Source organism: Flectobacillus sp. BAB-3569, from assembly GCF_002270355.1.
Classification (GTDB): domain Bacteria; phylum Bacteroidota; class Bacteroidia; order Cytophagales; family Spirosomataceae; genus Flectobacillus; species Flectobacillus roseus.
This window is the reverse complement of record NZ_NJFZ01000007.1, coordinates 152325-172786: the sequence shown is the minus strand read 5'-3', so window position 1 is coordinate 172786 and position 20462 is coordinate 152325. Positions and strand designations below refer to the sequence as shown.

11 protein-coding genes are annotated in these 20462 nt (G+C 38.3%); all 11 read left to right on the top strand.

The window, feature by feature from the left end:
* The first annotated feature begins 45 nt into the window (after window positions 1–45).
* The 11 genes from BWI92_RS08585 (at window position 46) to BWI92_RS08545 (ending at window position 20210) form a co-directional block, all read left to right on the top strand.
* On the top strand, window positions 46–609 hold the full coding sequence (locus BWI92_RS08585; RefSeq protein WP_095161951.1) for a hypothetical protein: 564 nt from the start codon (window positions 46–48) through the stop codon (window positions 607–609).
* Window positions 610–638: 29 nt separating this feature from the next.
* On the top strand, window positions 639–1811 hold the full coding sequence (locus tag BWI92_RS08580; protein ID WP_095161949.1) for a TonB-dependent receptor: 1173 nt from the start codon (window positions 639–641) through the stop codon (window positions 1809–1811).
* A gap of 20 nt (window positions 1812–1831) precedes the next feature.
* Window positions 1832–3118 carry a TonB-dependent siderophore receptor gene (locus tag BWI92_RS08575; protein WP_095161947.1) on the top strand — a complete coding sequence of 429 codons (1287 nt, stop codon included), beginning with the start codon at window positions 1832–1834 and terminating at the stop codon, window positions 3116–3118.
* A 29-nt stretch (window positions 3119–3147) separates the two neighbouring features.
* A complete protein-coding gene (locus BWI92_RS08570; protein WP_095161945.1) occupies window positions 3148–4290 on the top strand; it encodes a DUF4249 domain-containing protein in 1143 nt (380 codons plus the stop codon).
* A gap of 17 nt (window positions 4291–4307) precedes the next feature.
* Complete coding sequence (locus BWI92_RS08565; RefSeq protein WP_095161942.1) at window positions 4308–7562, top strand: VCBS repeat-containing protein; 3255 nt, start codon at window positions 4308–4310, stop codon at window positions 7560–7562.
* Window positions 7563–7825: 263 nt separating this feature from the next.
* Complete coding sequence (locus BWI92_RS08560; RefSeq protein ID WP_095161940.1) at window positions 7826–9889, top strand: glycoside hydrolase family 97 protein; 2064 nt, start codon at window positions 7826–7828, stop codon at window positions 9887–9889.
* Window positions 9890–9964: 75 nt separating this feature from the next.
* Window positions 9965–12127, top strand: a complete 2163-nt coding sequence (locus tag BWI92_RS08555) for a CRTAC1 family protein (RefSeq protein WP_229362857.1) — start codon at window positions 9965–9967, stop codon at window positions 12125–12127.
* On the top strand, window positions 12112–13278 hold the full coding sequence (locus BWI92_RS28120; RefSeq protein ID WP_229362849.1) for a VCBS repeat-containing protein: 1167 nt from the start codon (window positions 12112–12114) through the stop codon (window positions 13276–13278). Before BWI92_RS08555 ends, BWI92_RS28120 begins: the two co-directional genes overlap by 16 nt.
* Window positions 13279–13352: 74 nt before the next feature.
* Complete coding sequence (locus BWI92_RS27725) at window positions 13353–14279, top strand: VCBS repeat-containing protein (protein ID WP_217903391.1); 927 nt, start codon at window positions 13353–13355, stop codon at window positions 14277–14279.
* Window positions 14255–16669, top strand: a complete 2415-nt coding sequence (locus tag BWI92_RS08550; protein ID WP_217903390.1) for a VCBS repeat-containing protein — start codon at window positions 14255–14257, stop codon at window positions 16667–16669. Before BWI92_RS27725 ends, BWI92_RS08550 begins: the two co-directional genes overlap by 25 nt.
* 238 nt (window positions 16670–16907) lie before the next feature.
* Window positions 16908–20210 carry a VCBS repeat-containing protein gene (locus BWI92_RS08545; RefSeq protein ID WP_095161938.1) on the top strand — a complete coding sequence of 1101 codons (3303 nt, stop codon included), beginning with the start codon at window positions 16908–16910 and terminating at the stop codon, window positions 20208–20210.
* Window positions 20211–20462 lie beyond the last annotated feature (252 nt).

Here is a 20462-nt window from a genome sequence, read left to right as displayed (position 1 = left end):
ATTATTACTTAATTACTACATAAACATTAATTAGCTCTCAAAATAATGGTACGTCAATTCTTTTTTATTATTGGAATTTTATTGTTGGTTTCGGGTTGTACAATTTCAGATAAATACAAAGCTGATGAAGTTTATAGTCAGTTGAAAGACGACCAAACAAAAATTATTTTAAAGGTTAAAGGTGATAACTTTTATAAAGAAGAAAGTATCTTTCATGGACACCTTGAAATCGTTGAAAAATCATTTACAATCAATTATTTCGATCAGTTTGATAGCAACGTAATGATACATTTTTCGGGGGAGAATCTCTATGAAGAAAAACCTTTGAAAGCTCCTATCCGAATGTTTAATTCATATACATCTACAGTGATGTTTGGCAAAATCAAGGACAAAGCCAAAAGAAGAGGTGAAGGGTACTTGATGAGTCAGGGTCTTCTTACCTTCAAATCTCTCAATAAAGATAAAATTGTTATTGAGGTTGTGGGCAAAGCAAAAAAATACCCAAATGTTGGCGAAACAGACCCAGCTTTTGAAGTAGAAGGTATTATTGTGTGTAAAAAACCAAAAATTGCTTTTCTGGATGTAAATGAGGCCAATACGCTTTACTAGAAAACTGAATCGTTTGAACCTATGAATAAATGAAAAACAATAAACCTATTAATAGCTTTAAGCTTCCAATATTCATCCTACTGATGGGTATTTTTGGAGCTAATTATTTTTCTGTAGCAAAAACTCAGAGGAATTCAAATACATTACTAGCCAGATTGAATTCTCCAGTCAATAAAGATAGAACCTTCTTACGAACCTTTGCGCTAGTTGGCAATGTGGTTGATGTAGAAAGTCAAAAGCCTATCCCTAATGCTAGTGTTTCGATTGACTATGTGAAGTCTGGTGTGATTACAGATTCTACAGGTAATTTTTATATGAGATTGACACAAGGTGAATATATTCTAAAAATCTCAGCCGTAGGATATAAGATATTTAGAAAGTACATCAAACTAGATAAAGATACTAAGATGAAGATAGAGCTTCAATCTGTATCAAATATGCTAGAAGAGGTGATAGTGTCGAGTGTTGCAACGCGTAAGGATATTCAAACGCCTTCGTTAGGGGTTTCTTTATTGAGCCTCAAAGGCATTAAAAAGATTCCTGCAATGATGGGAGAGGTGGATATTTTGAGAAGCTTGCAAACACTGCCAGGCGTAAGCTCTGTGGGAGAAGGAAGTAATGGAATTAACGTGCGTGGTGGTGCTGTCGATCAAAATTTGATTTATGTTGACGATACGCCCATTTTTAATCCAACGCATTTGTTTGGTTTATTTTCCATTTTTCCATCTGATGCGATTCGTGAAGTTGAACTATACAAAGGTGGTGTTCCTGCTCGTTTTGGAGGACGAACTGCTTCTGTTTTGGATATTAAAATGAGCGAGCCTAGTCTCGAAAAAGGAAGTGTACAGGGTGGAATCGGCGCAATTTCAAATCGTTTGACTTTTGAAACGCCTTTAATCAAAGAAAAACTTTCTTTGATGACTTCTGCTCGGGTATCCTTTAATGATTTTTGGTTTAAATGGTTTGGTACTCCTGAGGTAAAAAATACTAGAGCTAACTTTTACGATTTGGCATCCAAAGTGTTTTTTAAGCCTGACAAGAAAAATACGATTTCACTGACGGCTTACATTAATCATGATTTTTATCGAGTGGATTCTTTGTTCAGCCTCGAAAATGTGGTGGCAAATCAAACGGATTTCACTTATGGTCATCAAAATTTGGCGTTACGCTGGAATCATTTTTTTCAAGTAAAAGTAGTTTAGAAGTTTCCGCAATTTCTAGTTTGTACAAAAGCCAGACGGTTGCTCCAGATACTGCCAATAAGATAGACCTTCGCAACGCTATTCGATATTATAATCTCAAAGCTCAATTTTCCTACTATCCTAACGAGAAGCATAAAATCAATGCGGGTATATCGGGTATTCGGTATGAGTTAGAGCCAGGCGTATTGAATAAAGATATTGTGTCGAATATAGCCAAAGTCATTCTGGATAAAGAGCAGGGCTACGAATTGGCAACTTATGTGGATGATGAATATAAACTTAGTGAAAAACTAAGAGTGCAATTAGGTTTGCGCTATGTGCAATACTTGAGTGTGGGTCCAGCTCCCAAACGCGTATATGTATCTGGTGAGCCTCTTTCGGGCGAAACGCTTTTACAAAATACTTGGACATCAGGCCTGATTGCGAATTATGGCGGTTTGGAACCTCGCTTAACTGCACTCTATACCATCGACGCAAACTCTTCTTTGAAACTTGGTTATAATCGAATGCACCAGTTTTTGCAATTGGTTTCCAATAATACGACTCCTTTGCCAACAGCTAGATGGAAATTGTCTGACAATAATATCAAGCCACAAAGCAGTGATTTGTTGTCGTTGGGGTATTTCAAAAATCTGAAAGAAAGTATCTGGGAGTTATCTGTAGAGACTTACTATCGCAGAACTCAAGATATGATTGATTATATTTCGGGGGCAAACTTACAGCTAAATCCTACGATAGAAACACAATTATTGAATGGAAAAGGCTTGGCTTATGGCGCGGAGTTGATGCTTACCAAGAAAAAGGGAGAGGTTACAGGCTCTATTGGATATACCTTCGCACGTTCGTTTTCAAAAGTTGATGGTCAATATCCAGAACAGCGTATTAATACTGGCAACTGGTATCCAACCAATTATGATAAGCCTCATACGCTCAACTTAATGTTTAATGCTCAGCCAGATAAACATAATAGCTTTTCTTTCAATTTTGTCTATAGCACAGGGCGCCCGCTGACTGCGCCTGTAGGAACTTATACGCTTGATGACCAAAAGATTTTGGTATATACTAGTCGAAATAATGACCGCATTCCTGACTACTACCGACTAGACTTTTCTTGGATTATCTCTAATCCGAGTATGAAAACCAAGCGTTGGGAGGGAAGTTGGGCATTTACGGTATATAATCTTTTGGGGCGCTCAAATGCTTATTCTGTATTTTTCAAAACACAAAACGATGTAATTAGAGCTTACCGATTGAGTGTTTTTGCCTCACCGATTGTATCATTAGGTTATAATTTCAAGTTCAAATAAGTTTTACCGACCTTTAGCATTCATCGCGTATGAAAACCTATTTTAGATTTTTAACTCTGAGCTTGATACTGGGATTAAGTTCTTGTATCGACGAGCTTAGAGATTATACCCAAGTAACAGGAGAACGATATTTGTCGGTAGAAGCCTCACTTTCTGACTTGAAAGGACCTCATCGAGTGTATCTTTCTTTTTCTTCTCCCAACATCAATATCAATACCGAAAGTACACCCATTACTGGTGCGACGGTATTTTTTGAGGATGATTTAGGAAAACAGGAAAGACTCTCTGAGCTTTCAGGAGGAGTTTATGAGTCTTCAGCCACTTTTCAAGGCGTTGTAGGTAGAAGTTATACTTTAAATATTACCTTGCAAAACGGTAAAAAATATAAATCAACCCCTGAGCAAATAATGGCTTCGCCCGCCATTGATAGTGTTTATACACAATTTAAAATCGATACGGATTACCCGACCAACGATGCTCGTAGGTATGCTTTTCAGGTATTTGCTGATTTTAAAGACCCTGAAAGCCCACAGCAATATTACGAATGGAAATGGACACATTATGAGCGTACCCTGTATTGCGCAAGCTGCGAACGTGGTTATGATTATATTCAAAATAAATGTAGCATAGAAAATAATTTTCCTTTGGGACAAACATTTCCAGAATTAATCAATTACAAATGCTCTGAGACTTGTTTTGATATAGCCTATTCAACTTTAATTAATATACTTTCAGATAATTTGTTGAATGGACAAACCATCAGAGGCATAAAGGTAGCGAGTGTGCCTTACACGGATAAATCTTTGTATTATTTGAAGATAGAACAAAGAGCTATTCCAACTAAACTTTATCAGTACTTAAGAACAATCAAAAATGTATCTCAAAGTTCAGGAACGTTATTTGACGTACCTGCCGAAACACAGTTTAGTCCCAATATCATCTCTGTGGATTTTCCAGAAGAAAAGATTTTAGGTGTTTTTGAAGTATTCGGAGCCAAACAAAAAATAGTATATATTGACCGCTCGATTGGTTCTGATGGATATACCGCTATCCCCAAAGTATATCAAGGAAGAACCATTCCTCCGCCACCAGGCGCTATAAGTGGTCCGCAGACGCCTTGCATAGAAGGCAAATATCGAACTAAAAAAGAACCTGAAGCTTGGCGTGAATAAGCAAAGGGAATAAACGCATGACAAAGCATTTGATAGTGATAAAACATATTTTTAAAAATATATGCTACCTAGGATTTTTGGGTATGGTAAGTATTTCTTGTAAAAATCAAGATACACTTTTTACACTCAAAACACCTGAAGAAACGGGTATTCAGTTTGCTAATATCGTGACAGAATCTGAACAAGAAAATATTCTTAATTATGAATATTTTTATAATGGAGGAGGTGTTGCTGCTGCCGATTTCAACAACGATGGTTTAACTGATTTGTATTTTACAGGCAATCAAGTGCTTAATGCTTTGTACCTGAACAAAGGCGAAATGCAATTTGAAAATATAACCTCCAAAGCAGGTGTGGCTGGTCGACAGGGTGCCTGGAAAACAGGTGTTTCAGTGGTTGATATTAATGCCGATGGTTGGCTGGATATTTACGTTTGTTACTCTGGATTAAGGTCAGAGGAAATTCGTAAAAATCAGCTTTTTATCAATAATCATAATCTGACATTCACCGAAAAAGCACAAGAATATGGACTGGATGATTCAGGGTATTCTACGCAAGCTAGTTTTGTAGATTATGACCTCGATGGTGATTTAGATTGCTTTCTGATTAACCATAACCTAGCTGGATATCAACGTAAGGAGGCAGCCGTAATGCGAGCAGCACGTGACTATAATGCAGGAGATAAGCTATTTAGAAATGATAATGGACATTTTACCGATGTATCCGAACAAGCGGGTATCAAAGGAAATCCATTGGGTTTTGGCTTAGGAGTGATGGTTTCGGATGTCAATCAGGATGGTTATCCCGACATTTATGTAACCAACGACTACGTGGAGGATGACTATTTGTACATCAACCAGAAAAATGGAACTTTCAAAGATGAACTCCGTGAGCGTATTGGACATACCTCTTACTCGTCGATGGGAGTAGATATTGCGGATATCAATAACGATAACCTGCCCGATATTTTTACGCTGGATATGCTGCCGGAGGATAATGCTCGACAAAAATTGTTGCTTTGGCCAGACAACTGGAATACCTATCAGGCACAGTTGCAAAATGGTTTTTGGCATGCCAATATGCGCAATATGTTGCAGGTAAACCAAGGAAGTGGACAGTTCGCAGAGATAGGGCAATTGGCTGGTGTATCTAATACCGATTGGAGTTGGGGAACGCTCATGGCAGATTTTGACTTGGATGGTTACAAAGATATTTTTGTAAGTAATGGTTTAGGAAAAGATTATACCAATGCCGACTTTATCAAATATTACAACGATGAGGAGGCTTATGGTGCTAAAAAGCCCTTATTGGAACATTTGAAGCAAATGCCGACGAGTCAAACCAAGAATTATATTTTTAGAAATAACCATCAATTAGGTTTTGTCAACGAGCAAGTAAATTGGGGCTTTGACCGCGCTACCGTGGCAAGCGGTGCAGTATATGCCGACTTGGATAATGATGGAGATATTGAGATTATTACGAACAACCTAAACGATAAGGCTCATGTGTATGAAAATCAAAGTCAAAAAATCCAGCCAGATTATCATGCGGTAAAAGTAAAACTGACGGGTTCTTCTCAAAATCCTTTTGCCATTGGTGCTAAAGTGCAGGTTCGTGTACAAGGAAATGATTCCACAATGACCTTAACTCAAGAAATAGCTAATAGTCGTGGTTTTCAGTCGAGCAGCCTTGAGCCTTTGACTTTTGGAATTGGGAATGGAAAAGTTATTTCTGTAAAGGTATTTTGGCCTGATGCGCAAGGTTCTATTACAGAATTGTGTCAACCTAAAGCAGATAGTAAATACGACATAATTTATCAGAAAACACCAACTTGTAATGCTCTACAAGCGGAGCAAAAAGTAAATCCAATTTTCACCAAAACAATCATTCCTTCGGCGGTTTCTGAGATAGCTCTTACCAATAACTTCGACCGTCAGGTAATGTTGCCGATGCACTATTCTTACACTGGTCCGAAAATGGTGGCGGGTGATTTTAATAGAGATGGACAAATGGATGTTTGGGTATGTGGAAATGCTTCATCATCGCCAGTAATCTACTTGGCAAAAGGAGAAGGTTTTACGCAACAAAAACTTCCAGCGCCGCCTGTTTTTCAACAAGATGCCGTGGTTGGCGACTTTAATGGCGACCAATGGCCAGATGTATATGTAACAGTTGGAAATTATGCTAATGCACAATTAACAGAACAACAAGACCAATTATGGTTAAATGATGGAAAGGGAAATTTAAAACTTGCTCAAACTATTGAAGATGGTTTGAATACCAAAACAGTAAAAGCCTCAGATTTTGATAAAGATGGCGATTTGGATGTTTTTGTAGGTGGACATATTCAACCTAATCGTTTTCCAGTAGCAGAAAAGAGTGCTATCTTATGGAATGATGGTAAAGGGCATTTTACCAAACAAGAATTAGATGCGTTTGGCTTGGTGACAGACGCTGCGATTGATGATTTTGACCAAAATGGAAGCCCTGATATATTTATAGTAGGAGAGTGGATGAGTCCGATGATTCTAAAAAATAAGGGCAATAAAAAGTTTGAAACTCAGACAACAGATATTCCTTCGGGTTGGTACACAAGCCTTTCTCAAGCCGATTTGGACGGAGATAAAGACCTTGATATTGTATTGGGGAATTTGGGTTTAAACACCCAAATTCGTGCTTCAAAAGCTGAGCCTGCTAGTTTAGTTTTTGACGATTTTGATATGAACGGAACTGTTGACTTTTTCCTCAACTACTACATTCAAGGAAAATCTTATCCAGCTTGTACCAGAGACGAAATGGCAGAGCAAATGCCAATTTTGAAAAAGAAATTCCCAGATTATGCCACTTTTGCCAAGGCAACGATAGAGGATGTTTTTGACCAAGCAGCTTTAGAGAAAGCACATAGACTAGAGATTACTAACTTGAAAACATTGGTTCTGGAAAATCAAAAAGGGAAATTTGTGGCACATCAGTTACCGATGCAAGCCCAATACGCCCCTGTATATGCGATAGCTTTGCAAGATTTTGACAAGGATGGCAAAACCGATATTTTGTTAGCTGGTAATAATAGTAAATTGCGTCTGAGAATTGGCAAGGTTGACGCCAATTATGGTATTTTGTTGAAAAATAAGGGAAAGTTTGCCTTCGAAAGTTTGTCTGTCGCTCAAACAGGTCTATTTTTCAAAGGAGATATTAAATCTGTCCTAGCTCTACCAAAACATTTATTCGTTGGAAAAAATAACGAAGGAGTGGAAGGGTATGTGTGGAAGTAGGAGGGGATAGGGGTCAGGGTTTAGAGGATAGGCATTAGTTTTAGTGAACAGGGGCAAAGTAGCAAAGGCACAAAGTGTTTTTAGGGGATAGGGTTCAGGGTATAGGTAAAGAGAAGTTGGGTTTTAGTGGGCGATTAAAATTTTACATTCATCACTCAGCACTCACAACTCATCATTCAAAATTCTCCCTTTGTGCCTTTGAGCCTCTTCCCTTTTCCCCTTTTTTAAAAACCATTTTTATTTAAACAATATTATATCAATCTATGAAATTCACTGGCTTATTATTGGGGCTTTTGCTGTTGTCAGCAGAGGTTTTTTCTCAAAAGGCATACCATCTTGCCTCTCCGAATGCACGTGTTAATTTGACTGTCAATGTCAGTAATGAAGGTAAACTTACATATGCCTTAAATTTGGCTCAAACTTCGGTTGTAAAGCCTTCTTCTTTAGGTTTTAAACTTCAAAAACCTGCTATTTCTCTCACAAATTTCACCTTGATTTCTGCTGATTCTAGTGAGTTTTCTGAAACTTGGAATCCTGTTTGGGGAGAGGTAAAAAGTATCGAAAACCATTACAAGCAACTCAAGCTTCGTCTGAAAGCTATTCCTGCGAATGTATTGATTGATGTTGTTTTTAGGATTTTTAATGATGGTATCGGATTTCGCTATGAATTTCCTGAGCAAGAAGGATTTAAGCATTTTATAGTTGCCGATGAGTTGACGCAATTCAATCTAGCGACTAATAACAAAACTTTCTGGATTCCTGGGGATTATGATACTAATGAATATTTGTACAATACAACCTTATTTTCTGAAATTCACGCTTTAGCCGCTGCTAAAAAGGAAAAAGATATAGCCCTACAATCCTTGATTGCAGATAATGCCATTCAAACGCCTTTGATGATGAAAACGCCCCAAGGAATATATTTGAATATCCATGAGGCGGCTTTGGTCAATTATCCTGTCATGCACCTGATGGCAAATACCAAGACTTTTGGTCTAACTTCACATCTCACGCCTGATGCAGTTGGTAATAAAGCCTATTTACAAACGCCTTTTAATACTCCTTGGAGAACTATCGTATTGAGTAATAAAGCCGAAGATATTTTGGCATCTAAACTCATTCTTAATCTCAACGAGCCTTCCAAAATTGAAAAGACCGATTGGATAAAACCACAGAAATTTATCGGTATGTGGTGGGAAATGCACGTGGGTAAAGCTACTTGGGAAAAAGTAGGAGGAAAACACGGCGCTAATACCGAAAATGTTAAGAAATATATAGATTTTGCTTCAGAACATGGCTTCGATGGCGTCTTGGTCGAAGGCTGGAACGAAGGTTGGGAAGATTGGTTTGGTAACTGGAAAGAAGAGGTGTTTGATTTTGTTACTCCTTATTCGGACTATGATGTAGATGCTTTACTAGCTTATGCCAAAAAGAAAAATGTCAAATTGATTATGCACCACGAAACTTCGGGTTCGGTGACCAACTATGAGCGTCGTATGGATAAGGCATTTCAATTTATGAAAAATAAAGGTTTTGAAACTGCCAAAACGGGTTATGTTGGTCGTATTATTCCTCGTGGCGAGCATCATGATAGTCAATGGATGGTAAATCACTTCAATCGTGTAGCAGCAAAAGCTGCTGAGTATCAAATTATGATTGAAGCACATGAGTCATCTCGTCCAACGGGCTTGCACCGTACGTATCCAAACTGGTTAGCCAACGAAGCGGCTCGTGGAAATGAGTTCAACAACGCTCCAACGTTGGGATTGGTACCAGAGCATGAAACCATCTTGCCATTCACTCGCTTGATGGGTGGTCCGATGGATTATACGCCAGGTTTCTTCAAAATGCACCTCAATCAGTTTATTCCATCTCGCACTACACGTGTACGCACGACCTTGGCCAAACAATTGGCATTGTATGTGACTATGTACAGTCCTTTGCAGATGGTGGGCGATTTGCCAGAAAATCTCAAGGTTTACCCCGATGCTTTGCAATTTATTAAAGATGTTCCTGTAGATTGGGACGATACTAAAATCCTTTCTGCCGAGCCAGGAGAATTTATCATGATTGCGCGTAAGCAAAAAGGACAAAATCAGTGGTTTGTGGGTGCCGTGAGTGATGAAAATTCAAGAGAGCTTTTGGTGAATTTTGATTTTCTGCCTGCTGGTAAAACTTATACAGCCACCATTTACCAAGATGCAAGCAATGCAGATTGGGAGAAAAATCCAGAGGCATATCAAATCCAAAAGGTTTCGGTGGATTCCCAAACCAAACGTACCATCAAAATCGCTAAAGGTGGTGGATTTGCCATCAGCATTAAATAGGATAATGAATGTTGGGTTGAAAAATGAAAAAAATCGTTTTTTAACAACCATAACTAACCTTATATAAACAAAAGAATGAAAGTATTACAACAATTGTCGCTAATAGCCCTGATGGGAATTGGATTGGGATGTTCGAGTAAAAGCGACACCGTGTTCGAACTCATGGATAGCAAGGATACGGGCATTGATTTTGTGAATAAAGTCGAAAACTCAAAAGACTTCAATATATTCAATTACCGCAATTTTTACAATGGCGGAGGCGTAGCCATTGGTGATATTAATAACGACGGTTTGCCCGATATTTTCTTGACTTCCAACATGGGCGCCAATAAATTATATCTCAACAAAGGCGACTGGAAATTTGAAGATATTTCTAAAAAAGCGGGCGTCGAAGAGATTGGTAAATGGAATACAGGCGTGGTTATGGTCGATATTAACCACGATGGTTTGTTGGATATTTATGTTTGCAACGCAGGGATTAATAAGTTTACTCAAAAACAAAAAAATGCTCTTTTTATCAACAATGGTAACTCGACTTTTACCGAATCAGCCGCCAAATATGGCTTAGATGAAGGAGGTTATACCACTCATGCGGCATTTTTTGATTATGATTTAGATGGCGATTTGGATTGTTATATCCTCAACAACAGTTTTATCCCTGTCAATACGCTCAACTATGCCAACAACCGTGAATTACGTGCTGAAGATTGGCCAGTAAAGGATTTCTTGAAAGGCGGAGGCGACAAATTGATGCGCAACGACAACGGCTTTTTCCATGACGTTTCCAAAGATGCAGGTATTTATAGCTCATTGATTGGTTTTGGCTTGGGTGTAACCATTGGCGATGCTAACAATGATAATTATCCAGACATCTACGTTTCTAATGACTTTTACGAAAAAGACTATCTCTATATCAACCAAAAGGATGGAACTTTCAAAGAAGAAATCGAGCAACGTATGAAGCATATCAGCCTTGCCTCAATGGGAGCAGATATGGCCGATATTAACAATGATGGTTATCAGGAAATTATTACAACAGATATGCTTCCTCGAGATGAATATCGTTTGAAAACTACTTCTTCTTTCGATAATCATTATGTTTTTAAACTAAAAAAAGAACGTGGTTTTTATAACCAATTCCAGCAAAATAGCCTTCAGTTAAATAACCAAGATGGTACTTTTTCGGAAATAGGAAATTACGCTGGCGTAGCCGCGAGTGATTGGAGTTGGGGTGCTTTGATGTTTGATGCTGATAACGACGGATACAATGATATTTATGTTTGTAATGGTATTTACAACGACGTAATCGACCAAGATTTTATTGACTTTTTTGCCAATGAGCTGGTGCAGGATATGCGTATGACGGGTGTAAAACAGGATTTTAATAAAATCATTGAAAAAATGCCTTCAACGCCAATTCCTAACAACTTTTTCCATAATACTAAATCATTGAAGTTCGAAGAAAAGGCTAAGGATTTTGGTTTTGATGCGCCGTCGTTCTCGAATGGCGCTATGTATGCTGATTTGGATAACGATGGAGATGAAGATTTGGTGGTAAACAACGTCAATGCTCAATGTTTTGTATATCGCAACAATTCTGACAAACAGGCCGAAAAGCCTCATTTCTTAAAAGTAAAACTTCAAGGCGAAGGTCAAAATACCTATGCGGTAGGAGCCAAAGTAGATGTTTTTACAGGAAAAGAAACACAAACTCGTTCACTGATTCCTTCTCGTGGATTTCAGTCGAGTGCGGAGTATGTTTTGAATTTTGGTTTAGGGAAAAATACCAAAATAGATTCTCTCATTATTACTTGGCCTGACCAACGTATTAGTATTTACAAAAATCCTAAAATTGATGGCTTGGTTTCGTATCAAATGAAGGATGGTAAAAAAATGTCTTATCCAAAGGCAAAGTTGGTGGAAGGTTATTTTCAGTGGGTAACACAGTCATTTGAAAAACACCAAGAAGATCCTTATGAAGATTTTTACCAAGAAAAAAACCTGCCTGCTATGCTTTCGAAAGAAGGTCCAAAGGCTGCTGTTGGCGATGTCAATGGCGATGGTTTAGAGGACATTTATATAGCAGGTGCAAAAAATCAAGCAGGTATGTTGTATTTGCAAACAGCGGTTGGTTTCAAATTATCCAAACAAGAATCATTTGAAAGAACAGCCTTTTTTGAAGATACTGCGGTGCTATTTTTGATGCTGACAAAGATGGCGATTTGGATTTGTTCGTAGGTAGCGGAGGTAATGAGGTTTCGGAAGGGACAAATGACTTGTTGGATAGATTGTACCTAAACGACGGGAAAGGCAAATTTACTTATTCGTCGGGAGCTATTCCGATGAATACCTTGAACACTTCAGTGGTTTTGCCACTCGATTATGATGCCGATGGCGATATAGATTTGTTTGTAGGAAGTCGTAGTGTGCCAATGCAATACGGCTTGAATCCGAATAGTTTTATTTACCAAAATGATGGAAAAGGAGCTTTCAAGGATGTGACAGCAAGTGTTGCGCCACAATTAAAAGAACTCGGTATGGTGCGTGATGCCTCTTTGTCGGATGTCAACAAAGATGGTAAAAAGGATTTGGTCATCGTGGGCGACTGGATGGCACCTGTGACTTTGTTGGCTAAAGGCGCCAAATTCGAAAAAGCAGATAATGGACTGGAAGAATATACAGGTTTCTGGGGAGCAATCAAGGTATTGGATGTTGATGGTGATGGAGACAACGACATGGTATTGGGCAATATGGGCGAAAACTTTACGCTACATACCCAGTTGGATGCGCCACTGAAGATATGGGTAAAAGATTTTGATAAAAATGGAAGCATTGATAAAATCTTGACTAAGACGATTAATGAAAAGGATTCTCCTGTTTTCCTAAAAAGAGAAATGGCAGAGCAATTCCCAGCCTTGAAAAAGCAGATTCTTCAACATGCTGAGTATGCTAAAAAGTCATTGCAAGATTTGTTTCCGTCGGATGTGTTAGAAGGAAGTTTGACCAAAACGGTGGGGTACTGCAAATCTATCGTGGCAATCAACGACGGTAAAGGCAATTTTACGGTAGTAGCCCTGCCAGAAGTGGCACAGTTATCGTGTATCAATGCTATCGAACAAACTGATGTAAACCACGATGGTAAACCTGATTTGATTATTGGAGGTAACTACACGGGCTTTATTCCGCAGTTGGCGATGATTGATGCAAGTCGTGGAAATGTATTGATTAATAAGGGAAAAGGACAGTTTGAAGTACTTACCAATCAAGAAAGTGGTTTTGTACTGAATGGTGAAATCAAGCAAATTTTGCCTGTGAAAGTAAAAAGTCAGACTGAGTATCTGGCACTTATCAACAATGAAGTGCCAAGGTTATTTGCGCTCAAAAAATAGTTTTGTTTCCCCTTATGTTGGTAAAACCTTCATAAGGGGAAATTTTCGATATACACATCATTCAAGCTGATTCGATGAAAAGATTTTCATTTCTTATATACCTCCCTGTTGCCCTATTCCTTCTTTTTACACAAAGCTGTCAGAAGAAAACACCTCCTGCCTTTGAGTTGTTAGATGGCGAAACTACGGGTATTGATTTTTCGAACGACCTCAATCCGACTAAAGATTTTAATATTTTCCGTTACATGTATTTCTACAATGGTGGAGGTATTGGCGCTGGAGATTTAAACAATGATGGTTGGGTAGATTTGGTATTTACTGCCAACATGAGCGACAACAAAATTTTCTTGAATAAGGGTAATATGAAGTTTGAAAATGTTACAGAAAAATCAAACTTCAAAGGAGGAAAAGGTTGGTCAAACGGCGTATCGATTGTCGACATAAATCAAGATGGCTTATTGGATATTTATGTCAATCAAGTTGGTGATTTTGAGGTGTTAAAAGGGCATAACCTATTATTTGTTTGCCAGAAAATAGGCGCTGATGGTGTACCTGTGTATGAGGAACAATCTCAAAAATATGGACTTGATTTGATTGGATTTGGTACACAAGCTGCCTTTTTTGATTATGATTTAGACGGTGATTTGGATATGTTTCAGCTCAATCACTCGGTGCATCAAAACGGAACTTTCGGTTTAAGAGATAATTTTAAGGGAACCATTCACCCTTTGGCTGGCGATAGATTTTACGTAAATAATAATGGCAAATTTGAAGAAATAACGCAGCAGGCAGGTATTGCTGCCGATGCTTTGGGCTATGGTTTAGGTATTGGTCTGGGCGATTTCAATTTTGATGGATACCCAGATATGTATATTGGCAATGATTTCCATGAAAATGATTATTTATACATCAATCAAAAAATGGAAGTTTTGCTGATCAACTCACAAGTCAAATTGGTCATACCAGCCAGTTTTCGATGGGAGTTGATGTTGCAGATTTGAACAACGATTTTTTGGATGATATTGTGTCTATGGATATGCTTCCTTATGACCGTGAAATCCTCAAACGTTCGGAAGGAGAAGATTCCTATTCTACCTTTTTCTACAAAATTCAAGCAGGTTATGGGTATCAGTTTTCACGCAATAACTTACAGCTCAACCGCGGCGATAATACTTTTAGCGAAATAGGTTTATATGCCAATATGTTTGCCACAGACTGGTCGTGGTCGCCATTGATTTTTGATTTTGATAATGACGGTCGAAAAGATTTGTTTGTATCCAACGGTATTCCGAAACGAGTAAATGATATGGACTATATCAATTTTATTTCTTCGGAAGAAGTCCAAAATAAGCTCGATCAAAAGCAAATGGATGAAAAGGATATTTCTTTGGACGGGAAACTTCCTGAAATCAAAATTCCGAATCAGTTCTTTAAGAATAATCCTAATTTAGCCTTTGAGGAAATAGCTTCGCAGATTGCCAATAATCAAAATTCTTATTCCAATGGCGCTATTTATGCCGATTTAGACAATGATGGCGATTTGGATATTGTGACCAATAATATCAATGAAAAAGCTTACGTCTACAAGAACTTAGCGGATGCTTACGCACCAGGTCAAGGACATACAAGATTGTATTTAAAAGGCAAAGCCCAAAATCTTAATGCAATAGGAGCGAAGGTGTTGATTTTTAAGAAAAATGAAACCCTTTATTTTGAAAAATTTCCTGTTAGAGCCTTTCAAGCAAGTATGGAGATTCCGCTGGTGATGGGGTTGGGTAATCGTGCCGAGGTAGATTCGGCATACTTGATTTGGCCAGACCGAACCTTTCAGAAAATAAGAAAAGAAGACTTGAAAGATTCTTTAACGATATCGCATAAGGTAAATCTCCCTGTATTCGATTTTGAAGGTTTCAAAAATAAATACCGTCCGAAAACATATTTCAAAGACGTTTCAGAAATTCTCGGAGTAACAGTAAAACATGAGGAAAACCTTTTCCATGAGTTTGAAAGAGAAGCGTTAATCCCACATAAAATGTCCTCGGAAGGGCCAGCGCTAGCGGTTGCCGATATCAATCATGATGGTTTGGAAGATTTCTTTATTGGTTCATCGCAAACCAGTTTGGCAAAAGTCTACCTTCAGCAAAGAAATGGAAAGTTTAAAGAAATAGCTCAACCCGATTTGCAAAAAGACCTAAATTATGAAGAGGTAGATGCCCAATGGATTGACATCAATGGCGATTCACATGTAGATTTGCTAGTGGCAGAAGGTGGAAATCAATACGCTGTTGGCTCCGAATATATCCAGCCTCGTTTGTATCTCAATGATGGTAAAGGGCTTTTAAAAGCTCAAGAAGGCGCTTTTCCAGCAGTTACAATGACCGAAGCTTGTATCAAAGCACAAGATATAGATGGCGATGGTCGCCCAGAAGTTTTTGTGGGTGGACGCTCGGTTCCTTTTGCTTATGGTAAAATTCCTCCATCGTATTTGTTCAAATACAATGGAAAACAGTTTGTAGATATTACCGCTAAAATAGCTCCAGAATTATCCGAAGTAGGTTTGGTTAAAAATGCTGAAAGTGTAGATTTAGATAAAGACGGCGATACAGATTTACTCTTGTCTTTGGAATGGGATGGCCTTTGTCTATTCGAAAATCAAAAAGGAAAGTTGGTGAAAAAAATCCTGACACAAGAAAAAGGTTGGTGGAATTTTACCTACACTACAGACATAGATGCTGATGGCGATTTGGATATTGTAGCAGGAAACTTGGGATTAAATAGCCGACTCAAAGCCACCCCAGAGCAACCTGTGCGTTTGTATGTCAATGATTTTGATAAAAATGGCTCAACCGATGGCTTATTGACTTATTATTTAGGAGGGCAAGAAATTCTTTTTGCCAATAAAACCGAGACGCAAAAGCAGTTTCCTTTTATGAAAAAGAAATTCTTGCTAGCTAAGGATTTTGCCAAAGCCGAAGTCAAAGATTTGGTGGGAAGTACAGAATTGGAAGCTGCCAAAATCCTAGAAGCCAACTATTTTTCAAATGCCGTTTTTATCAATGATGGTAAAGGAAACTTTACTGTAAATGCCTTGCCATATCAGGCGCAATTTGCCCCATACTTTGCAGCACAAGCCATAAATGCCAATAGCGATAATCTGCCTGATTTTCTCCTTATGGGTAATTTTTATGATTGTAATGTTCAAATGGGACGCTACGATGCCGATTATGGAACCTTGTTGGTCAACAAAGGAAAAGGTGATTTTGAAGTAAAGCCTTTAGGTATTTCTATCAAAGGGCAAGTCAAACGATTACAATCAATCAAAATACAAGGAAAGACCTATATTTTGGTGGTTAGAAACAATGATACACTGATGGTATTGTCGCAAGTCTAATACTTTTTCCAAATGGTCGAATAAATGCTAAAATACAAACCTCACTATGCGTAAAAGCGTGGTGAGGTTTGTATTTTTGTAAGGAAAAGTTGTAGATAGAGGGAATAGGGGCAAAGGTTCATAGGCACAAAGTGAGAACAGTCCTTTCAGCATAAGTTTATCCCTTTTTTCAAACATACCCATATAAAAAAAGATCTTAGAAAATGCCTAAAGCTTTGGCTCATAGCATTCTGTTTATATGAAAAAAATAGTTGGATTACTAGTATCAATTTTGTGTTTCTGGAGTTGTTCTACATCGCCCAAGGATACGCTTTTTGAAGAGCTATCTGCTAGCCACACTGGTGTAGATTTTACCAATCATATCCTCGATCGACCAGATTTTAACATTTTTAACTACCGCAATTTTTATAATGGCGGTGGTGTGGCTCTTGGTGACCTCAACAATGATGGTTTGCCTGACCTGTTTTTGACTTCTAATTTTGAACAAAACCGTTTGTATCTCAACAAAGGCAATTTACAGTTTGAGGATATTACCGAAAAAGCAGGAATTTCTGGGAAAAAGTTTTGGAGTACAGGCGTAACCATGGCAGATGTCAATGGCGACGGCTTGCTCGATATTTATGTTTGTAATTCAGGAAATAAAGATAACCGTGGAAATCAGCTCTATATAAATCAAGGAATAAAAGCTGGAATGCCAACGTTCAAAGAACAAGCTCAAGAGTATGGCTTGACCAATGGTGGTTTTACGACTCATGCCGCATTTTTTGATTATGACCGCGATGGCGACCTTGATATGTATTGTCTCAACAACAGCTTTACGCCAATGGATAGGCTAGGATATGCCAATCTCAGAGCAAAAAGAGATGCGTTAGGAGGCGATAAACTCTATCGTAATGATAATAACCACTTTGTGGATGTCAGCGAACAGGTAGGTATTTATGGGAGTTTGATTGGTTTTGGATTGGGAGTAACCATCGGTGATGTTAACAACGACAACTGGCCTGATATTTATGTTTCTAATGATTTTTACGAAAGAGATTACCTCTATATCAACCAGCGAAATGGTACTTTCAAGGAAGCTATTGAGGAACAAATTGGTCATACGCCATTATCCTCAATGGGATCCGATATTGCCGATTTGAATAACGACGGTTGGCAGGATATTATCGTAACCGAAATGTTCCCCGAAAGTGAGGAGCGTGTCAAGCGCACTGCCACTTACGAGAGTTACGATTTTTTCCAGTTCAAGCTCAAGCAAGACTATTATTACCAATATATGCGCAATATGGTGCATATCAATAACGGCGATGGGACTTTTTCGGAAATGGGTCAGCAATTGGGATTGCACGCCACCGACTGGAGTTGGGGAGGTTTGATGTTCGATATGGATAACGATGGTTTGAAAGACTTTTTTGTGGCAACAGGTATCATGAAAGATCTCACCGACCAAGATTATATTGCCTTCTTGGGCGACGAAAATACCATGCAACAAATGTTGAATGGGAAGAAATTTGATTATCATGAGTTTGTCGATAAAATGACCTCTACGCCAGTGCCCAATTATGCTTTCAAAAATTTGGGGAATTTTAAATTCGAAAATCATGCAGCAGATTTTGGACTTGAAGGACCAGGGTTTTCGAATGGCGCTGCTTATGCTGATTTAGACAACGATGGCGATTTAGATTTAGTGGTAAATAACAATGACTCTCCAGTTTCGATTTATAAAAATAAAACCAACGAAAAACTTCAAGCTAATTATCTGAAAGTTCGTTTGAAAGGATATGAGAAAAATGCTTTTGGAGTGGGAGCAAAGGTTTGTATTTTCCAGAAAGGAGAACAGCAGGTTTTACAACAGCTACCCAATCGAGGCTTCCAGTCGTCGATGGATTTGTCTTTAAATTTTGGTTTAGGAAAAAGCACAAAAATTGATTCCTTGGTAATTGTATGGAGTGACGATGCCAAACAGACCTTGCGAAACGTCAAAGCAAATCAAACACTTACGCTAGACCACGCCCAAGCTCAAGAGAAATTTGTGTATAAAGCACCAAGTAATCCGAAACCATTATTAGTAAACCACACCGAACAGTCAGGTTGGAAATATACCCATGTCGAAAATGACTTTGTAGATTATAATCGTGATGGTTTGCTCAAACAAAAATACTCTACCCAAGGACCAGCCTTAGCAGTAGGCGATGTTAATGGCGATGGTATCGAAGATGTGTTTATTGGAGGCTCGGCTACGCAACCGAAACAAATATATCTGCAAACAGCTTCGGGACGGTTATCCTTGAAAAACATGCCTTCATTTGAGCCTTACAAGGGTTTTGAGGTGGTAGATGCCCTGTTTTTTGATGCCGATGGTGATAAAGATTTGGACTTATATTGGGTAACAGGAAGTAACGAGTTTTTACCTAACGACCCACAATTGGCGGATTGTCTTTTCTTGAACGATGGGAAAGGAAATTTTACTTATAGTCCAACTCTCCCAACTAATCGTACCAGTGGGGCTTGTGTCAAAGCCTTAGATTATGATTTAGATGGTGATTTAGACCTATTTATAGGTACACGTATGACTCCCGCACGCTATGGGCAGAATCCCAATAGCTTTATCTTACAAAATGATGGTAAAGGGAATTTTAAAGATGTTTCGAGCCAGCTTCTAGGCACTAACCAAGCACTAGGAATGATTACCGATGTGACTATTCAGGATTTGAATGGCGACCGTTATCCTGAAATTATTGTGGTGGGCGACTGGATGCCTGTGGTTATTTTGCAAAATAATAAAGGTAAAAACTTTACAAAAACAGATCTCGGAAATCAGGCATTGAACGGCTGGTGGAATGCTATCCAAGCTGCAGATTTGGATAATGATGGCGATTTAGATTTTGTGTTGGGTAATTTAGGCTATAACCATCACTTCAAAGTATCTGCCACCGAACCAGCAGAATTATATGTAAATGATTTTGACAAAAATGGTTCATTCGAGCAAATCATGACTTGTTATCGTCAAGGAGAACCTTGGCCGATGGTCTTAAAAGCCGATTTACAAAAGCAGTTACCAGAAATAAAACAAAAGTTTTTGAAGTTCTCAGATTATGCTTCAGCACAAATGGGAGATCTTTTTGAAGATAGTCAATTGGAATCTGCCACGGTGCAGAAGGTGAATATTAGCGAGTCTGGCGTTTTATGGAATTTGGGTAAAGGACAATTTAAGTTTACGCCATTCCCTATGATGGCACAAACCTCGCCAATTACCAGTATTCAGTGTATTGACCTGAATAAAGATGACGTCTTAGAAATTATCATGAATGGCAACTTCTTTGATGTTTTACCAGAAATCGGCAGATTTGATGCCAACTACGGCGTAATTCTTCAAAATGATGGGAAAGGTAATTTTAGAAAAATGACCTCTTTAGAAACAGGATTTTTAGTAAAAGGACAAGTCCGCAAAACAAGAATTCTCAATAAAGCAAATGGCAAAAAAGCCCTACTCATCGCCAAAAATAATGATGTAGCAGAGGTTTGGGATATAGTGAAGTAGTAGGAGTTTTGAATTGTCCTTTGTCCTTGCCTAAAATAGGTTGCTTTTTAGATTTAGCGTATTGCTTAAAAAAGCTCCTACGGAGCTGAGGTAAATGCTTGAAACGTTCCTTCCAATTTTCCTAATAAACCGAAGTATTTCAGACTTTTGCAGATTTGGGATTTCTGATTTCGGAAATAAAGTAAAATACCTATGTTTTTTACAAAATATAGAAGATCATACTTCCGAAATCCAACATCCGATATCCGAAAT

Excerpts from the sequence above, each read along its gene's own strand:
- BWI92_RS08585 (WP_095161951.1), top strand. The coding sequence starts at position 46 with ATGGTACGTCAATTCTTTTTTATTATTGGAATTTTATTGTTGGTTTCG.
- BWI92_RS08580 (WP_095161949.1), top strand. The coding sequence starts at position 639 with ATGAAAAACAATAAACCTATTAATAGCTTTAAGCTTCCAATATTCATC.
- BWI92_RS08570 (WP_095161945.1), top strand. The coding sequence starts at position 3,148 with ATGAAAACCTATTTTAGATTTTTAACTCTGAGCTTGATACTGGGATTA.
- BWI92_RS08565 (WP_095161942.1), top strand. The coding sequence starts at position 4,308 with ATGACAAAGCATTTGATAGTGATAAAACATATTTTTAAAAATATATGC.
- BWI92_RS08560 (WP_095161940.1), top strand. The coding sequence starts at position 7,826 with ATGAAATTCACTGGCTTATTATTGGGGCTTTTGCTGTTGTCAGCAGAG.
- BWI92_RS08555 (WP_229362857.1), top strand. The coding sequence starts at position 9,965 with ATGAAAGTATTACAACAATTGTCGCTAATAGCCCTGATGGGAATTGGA.
- BWI92_RS27725 (WP_217903391.1), top strand. The coding sequence starts at position 13,353 with ATGAAAAGATTTTCATTTCTTATATACCTCCCTGTTGCCCTATTCCTT.
- BWI92_RS08550 (WP_217903390.1), top strand. The coding sequence starts at position 14,255 with ATGGGAGTTGATGTTGCAGATTTGAACAACGATTTTTTGGATGATATT.
- BWI92_RS08545 (WP_095161938.1), top strand. The coding sequence starts at position 16,908 with ATGAAAAAAATAGTTGGATTACTAGTATCAATTTTGTGTTTCTGGAGT.